The 17662-nt window shown below is 65.2% G+C and carries 17 protein-coding genes; all 17 read left to right on the top strand.

Features of this window, described 5'->3' with window-relative positions; all coding sequences use genetic code 11:
* Nucleotides 1-133: 133 nt before the first annotated feature.
* The 17 genes from gspE to JFU04_RS19350 all read left to right on the top strand — a co-directional run bounded on the left by gspE (nucleotide 134) and on the right by JFU04_RS19350 (nucleotide 17658).
* Complete coding sequence (gene gspE / locus JFU04_RS19430; protein WP_120449161.1) at nucleotides 134-1831, top strand: type II secretion system ATPase GspE; 1698 nt, start codon at nucleotides 134-136, stop codon at nucleotides 1829-1831.
* Entirely contained in the window at nucleotides 1828-3024 is a 1197-nt protein-coding gene (gene gspF / locus JFU04_RS19425) for a type II secretion system inner membrane protein GspF (RefSeq protein ID WP_201145428.1), read from the top strand. The genes gspE and gspF overlap by 4 nt, the downstream gene beginning before the upstream one ends.
* Before the next feature lie 20 nt (nucleotides 3025-3044).
* Nucleotides 3045-3455 carry a type II secretion system major pseudopilin GspG gene (gene gspG, locus JFU04_RS19420; protein ID WP_106803214.1) on the top strand — a complete coding sequence of 137 codons (411 nt, stop codon included), beginning with the start codon at nucleotides 3045-3047 and terminating at the stop codon, nucleotides 3453-3455.
* Nucleotides 3456-3462: 7 nt separating this feature from the next.
* Nucleotides 3463-3888 carry a prepilin-type N-terminal cleavage/methylation domain-containing protein gene (locus tag JFU04_RS19415; RefSeq protein WP_201145426.1) on the top strand — a complete coding sequence of 142 codons (426 nt, stop codon included), beginning with the start codon at nucleotides 3463-3465 and terminating at the stop codon, nucleotides 3886-3888.
* Entirely contained in the window at nucleotides 3885-4217 is a 333-nt protein-coding gene (locus tag JFU04_RS19410) for a type II secretion system protein (RefSeq protein WP_065903573.1), read from the top strand. The genes JFU04_RS19415 and JFU04_RS19410 overlap by 4 nt, the downstream gene beginning before the upstream one ends.
* Nucleotides 4214-4822: a prepilin-type N-terminal cleavage/methylation domain-containing protein gene (locus tag JFU04_RS19405; protein ID WP_201145425.1), complete on the top strand. Its 609-nt coding sequence runs from the start codon at nucleotides 4214-4216 to the stop codon at nucleotides 4820-4822. The genes JFU04_RS19410 and JFU04_RS19405 overlap by 4 nt, the downstream gene beginning before the upstream one ends.
* Complete coding sequence (locus JFU04_RS19400) at nucleotides 4819-5520, top strand: general secretion pathway protein GspK (RefSeq protein ID WP_201145422.1); 702 nt, start codon at nucleotides 4819-4821, stop codon at nucleotides 5518-5520. The genes JFU04_RS19405 and JFU04_RS19400 overlap by 4 nt, the downstream gene beginning before the upstream one ends.
* The gene (locus JFU04_RS19395; protein ID WP_201145420.1) at nucleotides 5517-6509 is read left to right on the top strand and encodes a PilN domain-containing protein; all 993 of its coding nucleotides are present in this window, start codon (nucleotides 5517-5519) and stop codon (nucleotides 6507-6509) included. Before JFU04_RS19400 ends, JFU04_RS19395 begins: the two co-directional genes overlap by 4 nt.
* Nucleotides 6484-7083: a type II secretion system protein GspM gene (gene gspM / locus JFU04_RS19390; protein WP_201145418.1), complete on the top strand. Its 600-nt coding sequence runs from the start codon at nucleotides 6484-6486 to the stop codon at nucleotides 7081-7083. The genes JFU04_RS19395 and gspM overlap by 26 nt, the downstream gene beginning before the upstream one ends.
* Entirely contained in the window at nucleotides 7080-7598 is a 519-nt protein-coding gene (locus tag JFU04_RS19385; protein WP_106803221.1) for a general secretion pathway protein GspN, read from the top strand. Before gspM ends, JFU04_RS19385 begins: the two co-directional genes overlap by 4 nt.
* A 5-nt stretch (nucleotides 7599-7603) precedes the next feature.
* A complete protein-coding gene (gspD, locus tag JFU04_RS19380; RefSeq protein WP_201146430.1) occupies nucleotides 7604-9727 on the top strand; it encodes a type II secretion system secretin GspD in 2124 nt (707 codons plus the stop codon).
* Nucleotides 9728-10526: 799 nt separating this feature from the next.
* Complete coding sequence (locus tag JFU04_RS19375; RefSeq protein WP_201145416.1) at nucleotides 10527-12920, top strand: TonB-dependent receptor plug domain-containing protein; 2394 nt, start codon at nucleotides 10527-10529, stop codon at nucleotides 12918-12920.
* A 16-nt stretch (nucleotides 12921-12936) separates the two neighbouring features.
* On the top strand, nucleotides 12937-13908 hold the full coding sequence (locus JFU04_RS19370) for an amino acid ABC transporter permease (RefSeq protein WP_065903553.1): 972 nt from the start codon (nucleotides 12937-12939) through the stop codon (nucleotides 13906-13908).
* Complete coding sequence (locus tag JFU04_RS19365; protein ID WP_065903551.1) at nucleotides 13901-14674, top strand: amino acid ABC transporter ATP-binding protein; 774 nt, start codon at nucleotides 13901-13903, stop codon at nucleotides 14672-14674. Before JFU04_RS19370 ends, JFU04_RS19365 begins: the two co-directional genes overlap by 8 nt.
* An 18-nt stretch (nucleotides 14675-14692) precedes the next feature.
* Nucleotides 14693-15616, top strand: coding sequence for an ABC transporter substrate-binding protein (locus JFU04_RS19360; RefSeq protein WP_065903548.1), 924 nt, complete (start codon nucleotides 14693-14695; stop codon nucleotides 15614-15616).
* A 12-nt stretch (nucleotides 15617-15628) separates the two neighbouring features.
* Nucleotides 15629-17212 (top strand): flavin monoamine oxidase family protein, encoded by a 1584-nt coding sequence (locus JFU04_RS19355; protein ID WP_201145414.1) that lies wholly within the window; start codon nucleotides 15629-15631, stop codon nucleotides 17210-17212.
* 11 nt (nucleotides 17213-17223) lie between these two features.
* A complete protein-coding gene (locus JFU04_RS19350) occupies nucleotides 17224-17658 on the top strand; it encodes a RidA family protein (RefSeq protein ID WP_201145412.1) in 435 nt (144 codons plus the stop codon).
* The last annotated feature ends 4 nt before the right edge of the window (nucleotides 17659-17662 follow it).

The following is a 17662-nucleotide window of genomic DNA, read 5'->3' as shown; positions in this document are numbered from 1 at the left end:
GAACTAGCGTTGTAACTTCCAGTCGATAACCCCGGTTAACTTCGACTGCGGCGTGGCGAACTAATGGCCTTTTACCTTTAATGCCCAGTAGTTCCAAATAGCCATACTTTCTCGCAATCAGACACCCACTACTATGTCGTCCATGCCTATCGATGCCTGCCATCTGCAGATACCGCACACCGACCAAGTGTGCGCGTGGCTGATGCAGCACGCCGGGCTGAAAACCGTCGATCTGGAGCGTGCCCGGCGCTTGTCCACCGATGCCGACGACCTGCTGGGGCTGCTGACGCGCCTGGGGCTGGTCTCGGAAATCGAGCTGGCGCGTGCCTGGGCCGGCCTGCTCGGTGCGCCGCTGCTGCTGGCGGATGCCGCGCCGCCGCTGCTCGACCCTTTGCCGGCGCTCACCGAGCGCTTCATGCGCCACTACCAGGTGGTGCCCATGGGCTGGAACCAGGGCGGGTTGCGCGTGCTCGCGGCCAACCCGGCGCAGGCCTATCCGTTCCAGGCCCTGGCCTACGCCTGCCAGGTGCCGGTGTGGCTGGCGATCGGCCCGCGTACTGAAGTCGACACGCTGATCGAGCGCTATTACGGCCAGGGGCGTTCCGCCATGGGCACGCTGATCGAGAACCTCGATGAGCAGGGCGGCGCGCTGGAAGATATCGAACACCTCAAGGACATGGCCTCCGAAGCGCCGGTGATTCGCCTGGTCAACCTGATCCTGCAGCGCGCCGTGGAACAGCGCGCGTCGGATATCCATATCGAACCCTTCGAAAGCCAGCTCAAGGTGCGCTACCGCATCGACGGCGTGCTGCACGACGCCGAGGCACCGCCGGCCAGTTCGTCGGCGGCGGTGATCTCGCGGGTGAAAATCATGGCGCGCCTGGACATCGCCGAGCGGCGCCTGCCCCAGGACGGGCGGATCATGTTGCGTATCCAGGGCAAGGAACTGGACCTGCGGGTCTCCACGGTGCCAACCAGTTTCGGCGAATCGGTGGTGATGCGCCTGCTGGACCGGCAAACCGTGCAGTTCGACTTCCCCAGCCTGGGCTTCGACGGCCAGCGCCTGGCGGCCTTCCTCGATCTGCTGGAGCGGCCCCACGGCATCCTGCTGGTCACCGGGCCTACCGGTTCGGGCAAGACCACCACGCTGTACACCGCGTTGGCGCGGCTCAACACCACCGAACGCAAGATCATCACCGTGGAAGACCCGGTGGAGTACCAGCTCGAAGGCATCAACCAGATCCAGGTCAAGCCGGCCATCGGCCTGGACTTCGCCGGTGCGCTGCGCTCCATCGTGCGCCAGGACCCGGACGTGATCATGATCGGCGAGATCCGCGACCTCGAAACCTGCCGCATCGCTATCCAGTCCTCCCTCACCGGCCACCTCGTGCTGTCCACCCTGCACACCAACAGCGCCGCCGCGAGTATCACGCGGCTGCTGGACATGGGCGTGGAAAGCTACCTGATCGCCTCGACCGTCAGTGGCATCCTGGCGCAGCGCCTGGTGCGACGGCTGGACCCGGCCACGCGCGTGGCGTTCGAAGCACCGCCGGAGCTGGTCGAGGAACATGGCCTCGACCGCCTGACCGAACAGCGCCCGATCCTGCTCTACCGTGGCAGTTATCACGGCCGCAGCGCCATCACCGAACTGTTGGTGATGAACGATGAACTGCGCAGCCTGCTGATGCGCCACGCCGACGCCGACACCCTGGAGCAGGCCGCCCGTCGTGCCGGCCTGCGCACCTTGCATGAAGAAGGCCTGCGCCAGGCCTTGGCGGGCATTACCTCGCTGGAAGAAGTACTGCGCGTCACCCGTGGAGAGGGCGCGTGAGCCTGTTCAAATTCCGCGCCCTGGACAGCCAGGGTGCCACGCAGAGCGGCACGTTGGATGCCGCCGACCAGGCTGCCGCCGTCGCCGCCTTGCACAAGCGCGGCTTGTTGCTGCTGCACATCGAAGCGGCGGGCAGCCGGCTGCTGCGCAACACGCGCGGGCCGTTGAAGGGCGCAGCGCTGGTGAATTTCACCCAGCAACTGGCCACGCTGTTGGGCGCCGGCCAGCCCCTGGAACGTGCCCTCGGCCTGTTGCTCAAACAGCCCGGCCCGCCCGCGGTGCGCGCGTTGATCGAACGCATCCGCGAGCAGGTCAAGGCAGGCCAGACGTTATCCGCGGCGCTTGCGCAAGAGGGCGACAACTTTTCCCCGCTGTACCTGAGCATGGTGCGTGCCGGTGAAGCGGGCGGCGCGCTGGAAAGCACCTTGCGCCAGCTCAGCGATTACCTGGAGCGCAGCCAGTTATTAAGGGGCGAAGTGATCAATGCGCTGATCTATCCCGCGTTCCTGGTGGTCGGCGTGCTCGGTTCCCTGGCGCTGCTGCTGGCGTATGTGGTGCCGCAATTCGTGCCGATCTTCGAGGACCTGGGCGTGCCGATTCCATGGATCACCGAGGTGATTCTTGCGCTCGGCCAGTTTCTCGGTCGCTATGGCCTGGCGGTGTTGGCGGCATTGATCGTGATGGCCTGGACACTCGCCGCGCGCCTGCGCGATCCCCTGCGCCGGCAACGCCACGACCGGCGCCTGCTCGGCCTGCGCGTGATCGGTCCGCTGCTGCAGCGGGTCGAAGCCGCGCGTCTGGCGCGCACCCTCGGCACCTTGCTCAGCAACGGCGTGGCGCTGCTGCAAGCGCTGGTGATCGCGCGGCAGGTCTGCAGCAATCGCGCGCTGCAGGCCCAGGTGGCGCAGGCGGCGGAGTCGGTGAAAGGCGGCGGCACCCTGGCAAGTGCATTCGGCAGCCAACCGCTGCTGCCGGAGCTGGCCCTGCAAATGATTGAGGTCGGCGAACAGGCCGGGGAACTGGACAGCATGCTGCTCAAGGTGGCCGACATTTTCGACGTCGAGGCCAAGCGCGGCATCGACCGCCTGCTCGCCGCGCTGGTGCCGTCGCTGACTGTGGTCATGGCCGTGCTGGTGGCGGTGATCATGCTGGCGATCATGCTGCCGCTGATGAGCCTGACCAGCAATATATGAACCTTCAAGGAGCCAGACCGATGAAATCTTCACGCCGCCAACGCGGTTTCACCCTGCTGGAAATGCTCGCGGTGATCGTGCTGCTGGGCATCGTCGCAACCATTGTGGTGCGCCAGGTCGGCGGCAATGTGGACAAGGGCAAATACGGCGCGGGCAAGGCGCAGTTGGCGAGCCTGAGCATGAAAATCGACAGCTACGCCCTGGATGTCGGCTCGCCGCCCAACAACCTGCAGCAGTTGGTGGACAAGCCCGGCAACGCGGCCAGTTGGGCCGGGCCATATGCCAAGCCGTCGGACCTCAAGGATCCGTTCGGCCACGCCTTCGGTTATCGCTTCCCCGGTGAACACGGCGCTTTCGACCTGATCTTCTACGGCCAGGACGGCCAACCGGGCGGCGACGGCTACAGCGCCGACCTGGGCAATTGGGAGTAACCCGGCGATGGCCCAGCGCGGCTTTACCCTGCTGGAGATGCTGGTGGTGATCCTGCTGCTGGGCGTCGCTGCCGGGCTGCTGGGGCTGGGGGTGCGCCAGGGGCTGCAGGCGGCGCAGGAGCGGCGGGTGGTCGGGCAACTGGTCGATGCGCTGCGTACCACGCGGGCCGGGGCGATTGTCGACGGCCAGGTAGCGCGCACGGCATTTGATTTGCCGGGCAGGACATTCCAGGCGCCGGGCCGTGCGCTGCAACACTGGCCGCCTGAGTTGCAGGTCAGGTTGCACACGGCTGAACAGGCGGGATCGGCCATCGAGTTTTACCCCGATGGCAGTTCCACCGGTGGCCATCTGGTGTTGGCCAACGGCAGTCGGCGTTGGCGCATTGATGTCGGCTGGCTGACCGGCAGCGTCCAGTCCCGGGTGCTGCCATGAAACGCCAGGCAGGGTTCACCCTGCTTGAAATGCTCGCGGCGTTGACGCTGATGGCGGTGTGCAGCACGGTGCTGCTGGTCGCGTTCGGCCAGAGCGCGCGCTCGTTGGCACAGGTCGCCCGCAGCGATCGGCTCACCCACGTGGCGCTCACCGTGCTGGACCAGGAAGCGGCCGGGCGCCTGGTCGAAGGGCGCAGCCAGGGCGAACTGGATGGCATCCACTGGCAACTGACCCGTACCCGCCAGCAGCCGCAGCTGTTTCGCCTCGACCTGAGCGTGCGCGAAGGCCAGCACCAGGCGCACTTCAGCACCCTGAAGGCACGCCTGTGACGCGCCGCGAGCAGGGCTTTACCTTGCTGGAAATCCTTGTGGTCCTGAGTTTGCTCAGCGCGTTGCTGGTGCTGGTGGGCGGCGCATTGCTGGGCGCCAATCGCGCGGTGGCCAAGGCCCAGCGCTACACAGTCAGCCTGGATGAAAGGCGCGCCGCCCAGCAGTTCTTGCGCACGGCGATCAGCGAAGCGCTGCCCCTGGATGTGACCGAGGACGACAGCCAGGCCGAGGGCTTTTTTGTCGGCACGCCCGAGCGCCTGCAGTTTGTGGCGACCTTGCCCGGTGTACTCGGCGGCGGGATTCAACGCTTCACGGTGCAAAGGACCGGGCAGCAATTGCAGGTGGCGTTTTCGCGCTTGGAATCGGCCAGCACCGTCGCGCGTGATGAGCCGCAGGTGCTGCTCGACCACCTGCAAAGGCTGCAATTGAGCTATCGCGGGCTATCCCCGCTGGGCCAACCGACTGGTTGGATCGACACCTGGCCGTGGCCCCGGCGCCTGCCGGCGGCGGTGCGTATCGCCGCGCATGTCGACGGACCGGTGCCCTGGGTGACCCAGGTAATTGCCCTGCGCCTGAACCTGTCCAGTGGGAGCGTCGAGGAATGAGGCGCCAGCGCGGTGCGGCGCTGCTGCTGGTGCTGTGGGTGCTGGCCTTGCTCGCCGTGTTGCTCGGCGGCCTGGCCGGCTGGGTGCAACTGGAAAGCCGCCAGGCCCTGTGGCTGCGCCAGCACACCCAGACCGTACTGGCCGCCGAAGCCGGCATCGCCATGGCCATGGCTGATCGACACTGGATCGCCGATGGCCGCGACCGGGCCTTGAGTTTTGATGACGCGCAGGTGCAGGTGAACCTGCGCAGCGAGCGCGGCAAGCTCTACCTGATCAACGCCGAGGCGCAGGACCTCATGCACCTGGCCCTGGCCTGCGGCGCCAGTCCGGCCGAGGCCGGGCAGTGGGCCAAGGCGCTGGAGGCGCGACGCAACCAGGGCCTGGCGCCGTTTCGGGTGCTGGAAGAAGTGCGCCAGTTGCCCGGCATGACCCAGGCGCTGTACAGCCAACTGCTGCCCGAGATCACCTTGTGGAGCGACCTCGATCGCCCCGACCCGGCCTTCGCCAGTCCCTTGATGCGCCAGGCACTCAACCTGCCACACGCGGACGCCGAGGGCGCCGACCCGGGCGAAGTGCTGGTGGTCGACAGCCGCGCCCAGCGCCCCGGCGGCTATCAGGCCCGGCTGCAAGTCACGGTTTTATTGAGCCCATCGGAGGACAGCGCACAACCCTACCGGGTGCTGCGTTGGCAAGAATGAATCGACTCGAACCCATCGCCCGGCACTGGCGTGGCAGCCTGCTGCAACAGGGCTGGCGCCTGTGGCTCGCGGAACTGCGCGGTTGCCTGCCGCGCTGGCTGGTGCTGCGCGAACCGCCGGAGCAGATCCACCCGTGGCCGCTGACGGCGCCGGTTGCCGTGGATAGCACGCGCCAGGTGCTGATGCTCGCGCCCGAGGCGGTGTTGCTGCAAACCGTGCAACTGCCGCTGGCAGCCGCGCGCAATCTCAACGCCGTGGTCGGCTATGAACTGGATCGCTACACGCCGTTCGAAGCCGAACAGCTGTACTTCGTCGCCCGCCAGGAACGGCGCACGTCCAGCCACCTTGAGGTGACATTGGTCGCCATCCTGCGCGAGCGCCTGGACCAGATCCTCATCGACTGCGCAGCGTTCGGTCTGCATCCCCATCGGGTGGATGTGGCCAACCTGGGCATCGACCTGCTTCCAGCGCCGCTGCGACCGCGTCAACGCCCGGTGGGCAAGGGCTTGCAACGCAGCCTGCCGTGGCTGTGCGGCGCCTTGCTGATCGCGGCGATGCTGCTGTGGCTCAACGACCGCCAACGCGTGCTCGACGCCATGCACGCCAGTGTCCAGCAACAAAAGGCCGAGGTCGCGCACGTGCATGCGCTGCGCCAGCAACTGCTCACGACACGTGGTGCGGCGCAGTACCTGACCCGGCGCAAACTGGCACAACCGCCCCTGGCTGCGCTGCTCAATGACTTGACCACCTGCCTGCCCGCCGACACCTGGCTCGACCAGCTGGATGTGAAGGACGGCGAGATTTCGTTTGCCGGGCAAAGCGCCAAGGCCAGCGCCCTGATTACCCGGATCAAGGGCTGCCACAGCCTCGAAAACGCCCAGTTCGAAGGGGTGATTCAACCCGATGCCCGCACCGGCAAGGACCAGTTTGCCTTGCGCGCTCATCTACGCCAGGAGGCCGCCGATGCGCCGCCCCCTCACACCCCGTGAACGTCGCGGCGCGGCCTTGCTGTTGTTGGCGATGGTGGTCGGCGCGGCCTATTGGCTGCTGATCGACAGCTGGTTCGCCGGCCCCCTGCGCGCCATGGGCGAACAGGCCGAGCAACTGCGCGAGCAGCAGCAACGCTACGCCGGTGTGCTGCGCCAGGGCGATTCCCTGCGCCAGCAACTGGAGCAGGCCAGGCAGGACCCGGCCAGCAGCACCAGCCTGTTGCCCGGGGATGATCCCGACGTGGTTGCCGCCGACCTGATGCAGCGCCTCGCCGACCTGATCAACAGCCACGCCAACCTCGGCGGCGGCTGCAGCCTGACCCAGCGCCAGCCCATCACCCCGGACCAGGACGACGGCGAGCCCTATCGCCAGGTCAAGGTCAGCCTCACCCTCAACTGCGCCATCGAGCCGCTCACGGCGATCCTGCACGAGCTGGAATACCAGCCGCCGTTCCTGTTCGTCGATGCACTGCGCGTGCGCCGTGCCCAGCAGGCCCCGGCCAGTGGCGGCGCGGGCCAACTGGTGGTGCACCTGCTGGTGCGCGGCTACCTGCAACCGCAGGGGGCGCGATGATCAGTGCCTTGCGCCCCCTCGAATGGGGCCTGCTGGTCCTGGCTGCCGCCTTGGGCGTGTTGATGGCGGTGATCCTCAGCAGCATCGGCGATGAACCGCAGTGGCTGCCCGAGCCCGCCGCGCGTGCCCATCCTTCCGCCAGCGTGCAGGTGGCGCCCAGCGTGCCGTTGGAAAGCCTCGCCGCCACCTGGCAGGCGCCGCTGTTCAGCCCCGATCGCAGCCCCGATCGCGTGGTCGGCAAGGCCCAGGTGTCGAGCCTGGCCAACCTGACCCTCAGCGGGATCATGATCACCGGCAACCTGCAGATGGCGATGCTCAAGCAGGCCGATGGCCGCGCGTTGACTGTGCGCCTGGGGCAGACCCTGCCCAACGGCTGGCGCCTGGAACACCTGACCCCGCAATACGCCCGTTTTGTGCTGGATGGCCGCACGCAAACCTTGAGCCTCTACGCCAGGCGCTTGCCGCCGCCGTCCTCCCGCCCACCGACTTCTCTTCCCCGCGAGCCCCTCCCTTGATCGATTTGCGCACCTCAACGTTTTGCCTGGCCACCGCCATTGCCCTGGGTGGCTGTGGCGCCTTTCCCGAGCGTCTCGAGCCGGACGACGATCTGCTCCACGAAGCCATGCAAGGCACCGGTTCGCAGCGTCCGCCCAGCGCACCGCCCGTGGCCGAAAACCCGCAGGCGGCCATCCCTGCGCCGCCGCAGCGCCAGCTGATTCGCGGCAACCAGCAGTTCGTGCGCCAGCCCGCCGCCACGGCGCAGGGGAAGGAGGAGGGCAGCGGCGATATCGTGTTCAACTTCCAGGACCAGCCCATCGAAGCGGTGATCAACAGCGTGATGGGCGACCTGTTGCATGAGAATTACACCATTGCCCAGGGCGTGAAGGGCAATGTCAGCTTTTCCACCTCCAAGCCGGTGGACAAACAGCAGGCGCTGTCGATCCTCGAAACCCTGCTGTCGTGGACCGACAACGCCATGATCCGCCAGGGCCAGCGCTACGTGATCCTGCCGGCCAACCAGGCCGTGGCGGGCAAGCTGGTGCCGCAAATGCCGGTGGCCAAGCCGTCCAGCGGCTTGTCGGCGCGGCTGTTTGCGTTGCGGTATATCTCGGCGACCGAGATGCAGAAACTGCTCAAGCCGTTCGCCCGGGAGAACGCATTCTTGCTGGTGGACCCGGCGCGCAACGTGCTCAGCCTGGCGGGCACCCCGGATGAACTGGCCAATTACCAGGACACCATCGACACCTTCGACGTGGACTGGCTCAAGGGCATGTCGGTGGGCGTATTCGGCCTGCAACGTGCTTCGGTGGCCGAGTTGATGCCTGAGCTGCAGAGCCTGTTCGGCCCGGACAGCGGCATGCCCCTGGCCGGCATGCTGCGGTTTTTGCCAATCGAGCGCACCAATTCGGTGGTGGCGATCTCTTCACAGCCGCAGTACCTCAGCGAAGTGGGCGACTGGATCCGCACCATCGATGAAGGCGGCGGCAACGAGCCGCAGATGTACGTCTACGATGTGCGCAACATGAAAGCCTCCGACCTGGCCAAATATCTGCGGCAGATCTACGGCAATGGCGCGATCAAGGACGACACCCCGGCCAGAGTCGCACCGGGCCTGCGCACCACCACCCTGTCATCGCTCAACAGCAGCGGCGGCGGCTTGCAGAACACTCCGCCGCCGCCTGCCGATGAGCCCGAAGCCACCGGGGAAACGCCACCCGCCGCGCCGGATAAAAGCCTCGAGGCCGGCACCCGCATCACCGCACAACAAAGCAGTAACCAACTGCTGGTGCGCACCCGCCCGGCACAGTGGAAAGAGATCGAAGCCGCGATCAAGCGCCTCGACAACCCACCGCTGCAAGTGCAGATCGAGACCCGCATCCTCGAGGTCAAGCTCACCGGCGAGCTGGACCTCGGCGTGCAGTGGTACCTGGGGCGCCTGGCGGGCAATTCCGCCAGCACCACGGTGGCGAATGCGTCGGGCAGCCAAGGCGCCCTGGGCGGCGGCGGGGCAGGGCTGGGCGCGACGGATTCGCTGTTCTACTCCTTCGTCAGTTCCAACCTGCAAGTGGCCCTGCACGCCCTGGAAACCAACGGTCGCACCCAGGTGCTGTCGGCGCCGTCGCTGGTGGTGATGAACAACCAGCCGGCGCAGATCCAGGTCGGCGACAACATTCCCATCAGCCAGACCACGGTGAACACCGGCGATGCGGACACCACCTTGAGCAGCGTCGAATATGTACAGACCGGGGTGATCCTGGATGTGGTGCCGCGCATCAATCCGGGTGGCCTGGTGTATATGGATATTCAACAGCAGGTCAGCGACGCCGAGAACCCGGGTTCCAACAGCGACACGCCGGTGAACCCGCGCATCTCCACGCGCTCGGTGTCGACCCAGGTCGCGGTGCAGAGCGGGCAGACGGTATTGCTCGGTGGGTTGATCAAGCAGGACAACGCCGAGAGCGTCAGCGCGGTGCCGTACCTGGGGAAAATCCCCGGGTTGCGGTGGTTGTTCGGCAATACCAGCAAGTCCAAGGATCGCACCGAGTTGATAGTGTTGATCACGCCCAAGGTGATCACCAGCAATGGCCAGGCGCGGCAGGTGACAGATGATTATCGGCAGCAGATGCAGCTGCTGCGGCCTTGAACCGACCGGTGTGGTCAACATGTAGGCGCTGGCTTGCCTGCGATGGCGTCACCTGGGTATGCCTGATTTACCGAGGTGTGCGCATCGCAGGCAAGCCAGCTCCCACACAAAAGCCAATCAGCTTTTGATCCGGCTTTTGATCTGGCTTTTGATCTTGATCCTCAGGCGCCCCATTAACCACGCTGGCCGAAAACAGGTAGTACGGAGCGGGTAAACCGGCAGGACGCCGGTTTAGCCGCGACGGGGCAGGGACGCCCCGTCGCGGCGGCCCGCTTCGGGCTGCCTGTTTTCGGGCACACCGAGCCTAGGCGAGGTGCCGAGTGGTGGGGCAAGAGCGTTTTGCTTACTTTTGCGCTTTTCAAAAGTGAGCCGCCGTAAGGGCGGAACCCATAGCCGCCGTTACCCAGATAACAGATATGTACCCCCACCCCCACCAAACATAATCTCAAAAAGACATTACCAACAAGAATAAAACAAATAACAAATAATGAATTTAGAGAATATTAGCTTATGCCCAAATAGCATTATATTTTTGATATCCATTCCTTTATGTTGAATCCAACAGCCTACCCCTGACCTCGGATGGTACCCAGCGTAATTCAGATTCTGCCCGCCACAACCGGGTCACGCGCCCCGCGGCAGAATCGTTGGAAGGGAGTTCAACGTATGTTGCCAATTCAATCCCCACACCTGCCCCACACCTAGTTCCAATCGCCGCAACACCCCTTGAAAAAACATCGAGCACCGCGCACGACCGCGTGATTGCCCGACCTCGCGATTTGGAAAGTCTGGAGTGGCTATGAAGCACGTTTTACAACCGACCGCCGTAGTGGCCCTGGCAATCCTGGCCGCTGCGGCCCACGCCCAGGACGACAGCACCCTGTCTACCGTGGTGGTCACCGGTAACCGTGGCGCCGAACAACGCACGGTCACCAGCAGCCCGGTGCCGATCGATGTGGTCAGCGCCAAGCAATTGCAGAGCACCGGCAAGCCCGGTCTGATGGAAGCCCTGAGCGCGGTGGTCCCGTCGCTGACCCTGCCGGAAAAGACCGGCTGGGACGCCAGCGGCATTGCCCGCGCACCCAACCTGCGCGGCATGAGCGCCGCCGAAGTGCTGGTGCTGGTCAATGGCAAGCGCCGCCACACGGCCGCGACCTTGAATATCAACGGCATCAACACCGGCGCGGCGCCGGCCGACCTCGACCTGATCCCCATCAGCGCCATCGACCATGTGGAAGTGCTGCGCGACGGCGCCGCTGCCCAGTACGGCTCGGATGCCATCGCCGGGGTGATCAACGTGATCCTCAAGGCCGACACCAGCGGCACCTCGGTGACCAATGTCGGCCAGGGTTATGACGGCAAGAAGCAGACCGTGCAGCAAAGCCTCAACAAGGGCTTTGAAATCGGCAACGGCGGCATCGTGCAGCTGGCGCTGGATGCACGCAGCCAGAACGATGACAACAAGGCCAGCGCCAATGGCTACACCTACGCCCAGGCCTATGAGCAGGCCGGGCGCTCCACCTACGGCGGCTACGGCACCCCCAAGACCAACCTGCTGACCCTGGGCTACAACGCCGAGTTGCCGATCGACGACAGCTTCAGCCTCTACTCCTTCACCACGTATTCGCGACGCAAGGCCGAGCAGGGCCAGAACTTCCGCCTGCCGACCATCACCAACACCATTACCACCGGACCCAACGGTTACCCTGGCGGCTACACGCCGACCTGGTTTATCGACGAGGACGATTTCCAGGCCGCGTTGGGTGGCAAAGGCACGGTCGGCGAGTGGGACTGGGACTTGTCCACCACCTACGGGCGCAACGACGCAGAGCAGGGCACCACGCATAACCAGAACCCATCGCTGGGCGAGGCCACGCCGAACCACTTCACCTCCGGCACCTGGATTTCCACCGAACTCACCACCAACCTCGACTTCAAGCGCGGCTTCGACATCGGCCTGCAAAAGCCCCTGGACCTGAGTTACGGCTTCGAGCATCGACGTGACACTTATGAGGTCCAGGCCGGTGATTACGCGTCCTATGCCAACGGCGGCTACTGCGTGGCGCCGGGCAACTGTGCATCGTCCGGGGCGCAGGTCACCAACGGCATTTCGCCGGATGAAGAAAGCAGCGCCTCGCGCAACAGCCTGGCCAGCTATGTCGACGTCGGCTTCAACCCGGTGCCGGACTGGTACGTGGGCACTGCCTTTCGCTACGAACACTACAACCAGGGCGTGGGTGCGACCCGCAGCGGCAAGCTGACCACCCGCTATGACTTCACCCCGCAGTTCGCCGTGCGCGCCACCGTGAGCAATGGCTTCCGTGCACCGTCCCTGGCCAACAGCCTGTTCAGTGCGCGCTCGACCACGTATGGCGTGGTGAACGGGGTGTACCAGTCGATCAACTACGGCGTGCTGCCGGTCGGTTCGGCGGCGGCCAAGGCCCTCGGTGCCGAGGAACTCAAGCCCGAGCGCTCGACCAATTTCAGCCTCGGTTTCACCCTGACGCCCACCGATCGCCTGAACTTCACCGCCGACGCCTACGTGATCAACCTGCGTGACCGCATCACCCTCACCGGCACCTTGCTGGGCCCGGAAATCACCCAGGTACTGCAAGGCAACGGCATCACCTCCACCTCCGGCGGGCAGTACTTCATCAACGGTGCCGACACCCGCACCAAAGGCCTGGACCTGGTCGGCAACTACAGCCAGGACCTGGGCCAATACGGCGCGCTGAAGTGGACGGCGGCGTTCAACTGGAACCAGACCAAGATCCTCAACTACAAGGAGTCGACCACGATCCTGGGCACCCCCTATGACCTGATGGACCGCCAGGCGCGCAACCTGATCACCGGTGTGCAGCCCAGCACCAAGCTGATCCTGGGCGGCGACTGGAGCATCGACCGCTTCAACCTCAACCTGGCCCTGACCCGCTACGGCTCCTACAAGGAGGTCAACGTCTCCGATGACCGCAGCCTCGACCGGGTCTACAGCGCCAAATGGATCACCGACCTCGACCTTGGCTACAACCTCACCAAAGACCTCAACGTGGCCATCGGGGCCAAGAACCTGTTCGACGTCTACCCCAAGAAACAAGGCGTACCCAGCAGCACCATGGTCAGCAGCTACGGCACCTATTCGCCCTTCGGTTTTACCGGTGGCTACTACTACACCCGCTTGACCTATGCCTTCTAAGGCCGAGGAATAAACCATGCCCATCGTCGCCAAATCCTATGACCTGATTGATGAGGTCACCGACCAGCCGGTTCGCCAGAGCCGTGTCTCCACGCCGATCAAGGCCCTGCAGGTGGTGCCGGCCCGGCACCCCTGGCGCTGGGCAGGGTCGATCTTTGCCGCGCTGGTGCTGCTCGCCATCGTGCACTCCCTGGCCACCAACCCGCGCTGGGAGTGGGGCGTGTTCGGGCAGTGGTTCTTCTCGCCGTCGGTGCTGCGCGGCCTCGGCCAGACGCTGTTGCTGACCCTGCTGAGCACCGTGTTCAGCATCATCCTCGGCACCGCCCTGGCACTGGCGCGGCTGTCGGGGTCGCCGTTGCTGGCGGCCCTGGCCTGGGGCTATATCTGGTTTTTCCGCTCGATGCCGGCGCTGCTGGTGCTGATCATCCTCTACAACTTCGCCTACCTGTACGACCACATCGTGCTCGGCGTGCCATTCACCAGCGTGGTCTTCGCCGAGTGGTCGACGGTGGACGTGCTCAGTCAATTCACCGTGGCGGTGCTCGGACTGAGCCTGATGCAGGCGGCCTATGCGGCCGAGATCATTCGCGGCGGCCTGATCGGCGTCGACGCCGGCCAGCATGAGGCCGCGGCGGCCCTGGGGCTGCCGGCTTCGCGGCGGATCTTCCGGATCATCCTGCCCCAGGCGCTGCGCTCGATCCTGCCGTCGGGTTTCAACGAAATCATCGGCCTGGTCAAGGGCACCTCGATTGTCTACGTGCTGGCCCTGCCGGAGCTGTTCTACACCGTGCAGGTTATCTACAACCGCACCCAGGCGGTGATCCCGCTGCTGATCGTCGCGACCGTCTGGTACCTGATCATCACCACCGTGCTCACCAGCGCGCAGTACTACGTCGAGCGCCACTTTGCACGGGGCACCGCGCGCGTGTTGCCGCCCACGCCGCTGCAACGCATACGTGGCTGGCTGAAGGAGAAAACCCATGGCTGAAGCACGCGCAGGGCGTATCCAGATCCAGGGCGTGGGCAAGCGCTTTGGCAACCAGCAGGTGCTCAAGGACATCGACCTGACCATCGATCCGGGCAAGGTCACGGTGATTCTCGGGCCTTCGGGCTCGGGCAAATCCACCCTGCTGCGCACCATCAACCACCTGGAGAAGATCGACAGCGGGCACATCACCATCGACGGTGAATACGTCGGCTACCGGCGCAAGGGCGACCTGCTCTATGAACTCAAGGAGCGCGAGATTCTCAAGCGGCGTATCGACGTCGGTTTCGTGTTCCAGAACTTCAACCTGTTCCCGCACCTCACTGCCTGGGAAAACATCGCCGAGGCGCCGCTGGCCCACAAGCGCTGGAGCAAGGCCGAGGCGCAGGCCAAGGCCAGTGAACTGCTGGCCAAGGTGGGCCTGGCCGACAAGGTCGACGCCTACCCGCGCCAGCTCTCCGGCGGCCAGCAACAGCGCGTCGCCATCGCCCGCGCCCTGGCGCTGGACCCCAAGGTGCTGCTGTTCGATGAACCGACCTCGGCCCTCGACCCGGAACTGGTGGGCGAGGTGCTCGACGTGATCAAGGGCCTGACCCAATTGGGCGTGACCCTGGTGATCGTCACCCACGAGATCGGCTTTGCCCGCGAAGTGGCCGACCACGTGGTGTTCCTCTGTGACGGGCAACTGATTGAAGAGGGCCCGCCCGAACAAATTTTCCGCCAACCCCGACATCCCCGCACCGTGGCCTTTCTCGGCAAGGTGCTTTAGTTCAAGGAGTGACTGCCCATGTTTATCACCACAGCCCGCGTGGCCCTGCTGGCGCTGGCCGTCAGCACCGCGCAAAGCGCCTTCGCCGTGCAACAGGTTGACCTCAGCCCTGACCGCGTGCGCATCCATGTGCCGCGCAATGAAGCGGCGATCGCGCAGATCCCGCCAGGTTTCAAGTTCGCCCAGCCGGGCAAGTTCACCGTCGCCGTGTCCGGTGTCGCCGGGCCGCCCCTGGCGCTGCTCGCCAGTGACGACAAGACCACCATCGGCAGCGAAGCCGATACCGCGCAACTGGTGGCCGACAGCCTCGGCCTGCAACTCAACGTGGTGCAGACCAGTTGGGAAGACTGGCCCCTGGGTGTCAGTTCGGGGAAATACGATGCGGTGATCAGCAACGTCACGGTGACCGAGGCGCGCAAGAAGCGCTTTGACTTCGCCACCTATCGCCAGGACGTGCTGGGCTTCTACGTGAAGAGCACCAGCAAGATCACCGAGATCAAACAGGCCGAGGACATTGCCGGGCTGAAGATTATCGTCGGCTCCGGCACCAACCAGGAAAAAGTCCTGCTCGCCTGGAACGACGCCAATGAAAAGGCCGGCCGCAAGCCTGCGCTGTTGCAGTACTTCGACGACCAGGCCGCCGCGCAACTGGCGGTGCAGTCCGGGCGCAGTGATGCGCTGTTCGGGCCGAACTCGGTGTACGCCTATTCCGCCGCGATCACCGGCGGCATCAAGCGCGTCGGCACCGTCAACGGTGGCTGGCCGTTGCAGGCGGATATCGCCGTGACCACGCGCAAGGACAATGGTCTGGTCAAGCCGATCCACACCGCGCTGGAAGGCGCGATTGCCGGCGGCCAATACGAGCAGGTGCTGCAACGCTGGGGCCTGGACGTGGAGCGGGTCGACAAGTCGCTGATCAACCCACCGGGCCTGCCGGATTAAGGAGGATTTGACATGGGACTGACACGACGTGAAGCGCTGTCCAGCATTGCTGCGGTCGGCGGCGAAAAAGCCGTCAAGGATGCGCTCGCGGTATTGGGCCTGGGGCCTTCATCCCACCGCCGCCCGCAACCGCTGAAACTCAAGGAAGGCCTGGGGCAGGGCACCCGCGTGCTGGTGCTCGGCGCCGGGATTGCCGGGCTGGTCACCGTCCTGGAATTGACCCGCGCCGGCTTCAGTGTGCAAGTGCTGGAGGCGCGTGAGCGGGTCGGCGGACGCACCTGGACCCTGCGCAACGGCGACCGCGTCGACTACAAGGACGGTCGCACGCAGACTGTGGCATTCGATCAGGGCCTGTATTTCAACGCCGGCCCTGCGCGTATCCCCAGCCAGCACCGCACGATTCTCGACTACTGCAGCGAGCTGGGCGTGCCCCTCGAAGTGCTGGTCAACAGCAGCCATGGCGCCCAGGTGCGGCCGGATGTGAGCAAGCCGGCGTTCACCGTCGGCCAGGCGATCAACGATGCGCGCGGGCACCTGTCCGGGTTGCTGGCCAAGGCGGTGCAGCGCGATGCCCTCGATGATGTGTTGAGCAGTGAAGAACGCACGCGGTTGCTGGCGTTCCTGCAGGTGTATGGCGACCTGTCCCAGGAGCTGGCCTTCGAGGGCACGATTCGTTCCGGGCACCTGGAATCGCCCGCGCATCCTGGTGCCTTGCCGGCCAGCCGTGGTCCGCTGGCGCTGGATCAACTGCTGCATCCGGAACTCTGGGGCGCTTTGTTGCACACTGAATTTCCGGAATTCTCGGCGACCATGTTCCAGCCGGTCGGCGGCATGGACCGCATCACCGATGCGTTCTACGAGCGGGTTCGTGGACAGGTGCAACTGGGCGCGCAGGTGCGCCAGATCCGCCAGCTGGAAGACGGCGTGGCTGTCACCTACCACGACACCCCGAGTGGCCGTGAACAGGTGGTTCGCGCCGATTACCTGGTCTCGACCCTGCCGCTGCCGCTGCTGGCCAGGCTCGATACGGACTTCAGCGACCCGATCAAGGCCGCCTTGCTCAGCACCCGCAGCGACCAGGCCACCAAAGTGGCCTGGCAATCGCCGCGCTTCTGGGAGACCGACTATCGCACCTACGGCGGCCTGTCCTGGATCGAGCACCCGGCGCGCCTGCTGTGGTACCCGAGCAACGACCTCAATACCCGCGAAGGCCTGCTGGTGGCGGGCTACGTGACCGGGGAGGGCGCCGCGGCCTTTGGCGCCCAGCCGTTCGACAAGCAGTACGCCACCTCCAAGGAAGCCGTGGAGCTGTTGCACCCGGGCTACTCGAAACACCTGCGCAACCCGCTGGCCGTGTCCTGGGAACAGATTCCCTACAGCGAAGGCCCGTGGCTGCAACGCGAACACTTCCCCGCCGACGCCAGTGCCTTGCTCGAACAGGCGCATGGGCGCGTGTACTTCGCCGGCGATGGCCTGGTGCAAAGCGGCGTGGGTATCTGGCAGGAATCGGCGGCCAACTCGGCACGGCATGTGGTCGCGCAATTGGCTGAGCGCGTGACCCAACAAACCCACCTTGCGGCCCTGGCCGCCTCCTGAGGATCAACACTATGAGCGACAGTATTCAACGTACCAGCGTCGGCGATTTCCCGATCTCGCAGACCGTCACCGTGCCGGCCTCCGCCAGCCTGATCTTCGTCAGCGGCACCTTGCCGGACCTGCACGACGCCAATGCCCAGGCGGGCACGCCGGCGGCCTATGGCGATACCGAAGTGCAGACCGTGTCGGTGTTCAACAAGATCCGCAGGATCCTTCAGCAACACGACCTCGACCTGAGCGATATCGTGCAATTGCGCGTGTTCCTGGTCGGCGCCGAAGAGACGGCCGGCAAGCTCGATTTTGCCGGCTTGCAGCGTGGCTATACGCAGTTCTTCGGCACGCCCGAGCAGCCGCACAAACCCGCGCGCACGGCGTTGCAAGTGGTGGCGTTGCCACTGCCCGGTGCACTGGTGGAAGTCGAAGCCATCGCTGCCCGCACCGCTTGATGCC

The organism is Pseudomonas sp. TH21 (assembly GCF_016651025.1).
GTDB lineage: Bacteria > Pseudomonadota > Gammaproteobacteria > Pseudomonadales > Pseudomonadaceae > Aquipseudomonas > Aquipseudomonas aylmerensis.
This window is presented reverse-complemented; position numbering and strand designations above follow the sequence as displayed.

Bases quoted from the DNA above. Each gene is read 5' to 3' on its own strand.
- JFU04_RS19365 (WP_065903551.1), top strand. From the start codon at position 13,901: ATGGCTGAAGCACGCGCAGGGCGTATCCAGATCCAGGGCGTGGGCAAG.
- JFU04_RS19375 (WP_201145416.1), top strand. From the start codon at position 10,527: ATGAAGCACGTTTTACAACCGACCGCCGTAGTGGCCCTGGCAATCCTG.
- JFU04_RS19400 (WP_201145422.1), top strand. From the start codon at position 4,819: ATGAGGCGCCAGCGCGGTGCGGCGCTGCTGCTGGTGCTGTGGGTGCTG.
- JFU04_RS19410 (WP_065903573.1), top strand. From the start codon at position 3,885: ATGAAACGCCAGGCAGGGTTCACCCTGCTTGAAATGCTCGCGGCGTTG.
- gspE (WP_120449161.1), top strand. From the start codon at position 134: ATGTCGTCCATGCCTATCGATGCCTGCCATCTGCAGATACCGCACACC.
- JFU04_RS19355 (WP_201145414.1), top strand. From the start codon at position 15,629: ATGGGACTGACACGACGTGAAGCGCTGTCCAGCATTGCTGCGGTCGGC.
- JFU04_RS19415 (WP_201145426.1), top strand. From the start codon at position 3,463: ATGGCCCAGCGCGGCTTTACCCTGCTGGAGATGCTGGTGGTGATCCTG.
- gspG (WP_106803214.1), top strand. From the start codon at position 3,045: ATGAAATCTTCACGCCGCCAACGCGGTTTCACCCTGCTGGAAATGCTC.
- JFU04_RS19370 (WP_065903553.1), top strand. From the start codon at position 12,937: ATGCCCATCGTCGCCAAATCCTATGACCTGATTGATGAGGTCACCGAC.
- JFU04_RS19350 (WP_201145412.1), top strand. From the start codon at position 17,224: ATGAGCGACAGTATTCAACGTACCAGCGTCGGCGATTTCCCGATCTCG.
- JFU04_RS19395 (WP_201145420.1), top strand. From the start codon at position 5,517: ATGAATCGACTCGAACCCATCGCCCGGCACTGGCGTGGCAGCCTGCTG.
- JFU04_RS19385 (WP_106803221.1), top strand. From the start codon at position 7,080: ATGATCAGTGCCTTGCGCCCCCTCGAATGGGGCCTGCTGGTCCTGGCT.
- JFU04_RS19360 (WP_065903548.1), top strand. From the start codon at position 14,693: ATGTTTATCACCACAGCCCGCGTGGCCCTGCTGGCGCTGGCCGTCAGC.
- gspM (WP_201145418.1), top strand. From the start codon at position 6,484: ATGCGCCGCCCCCTCACACCCCGTGAACGTCGCGGCGCGGCCTTGCTG.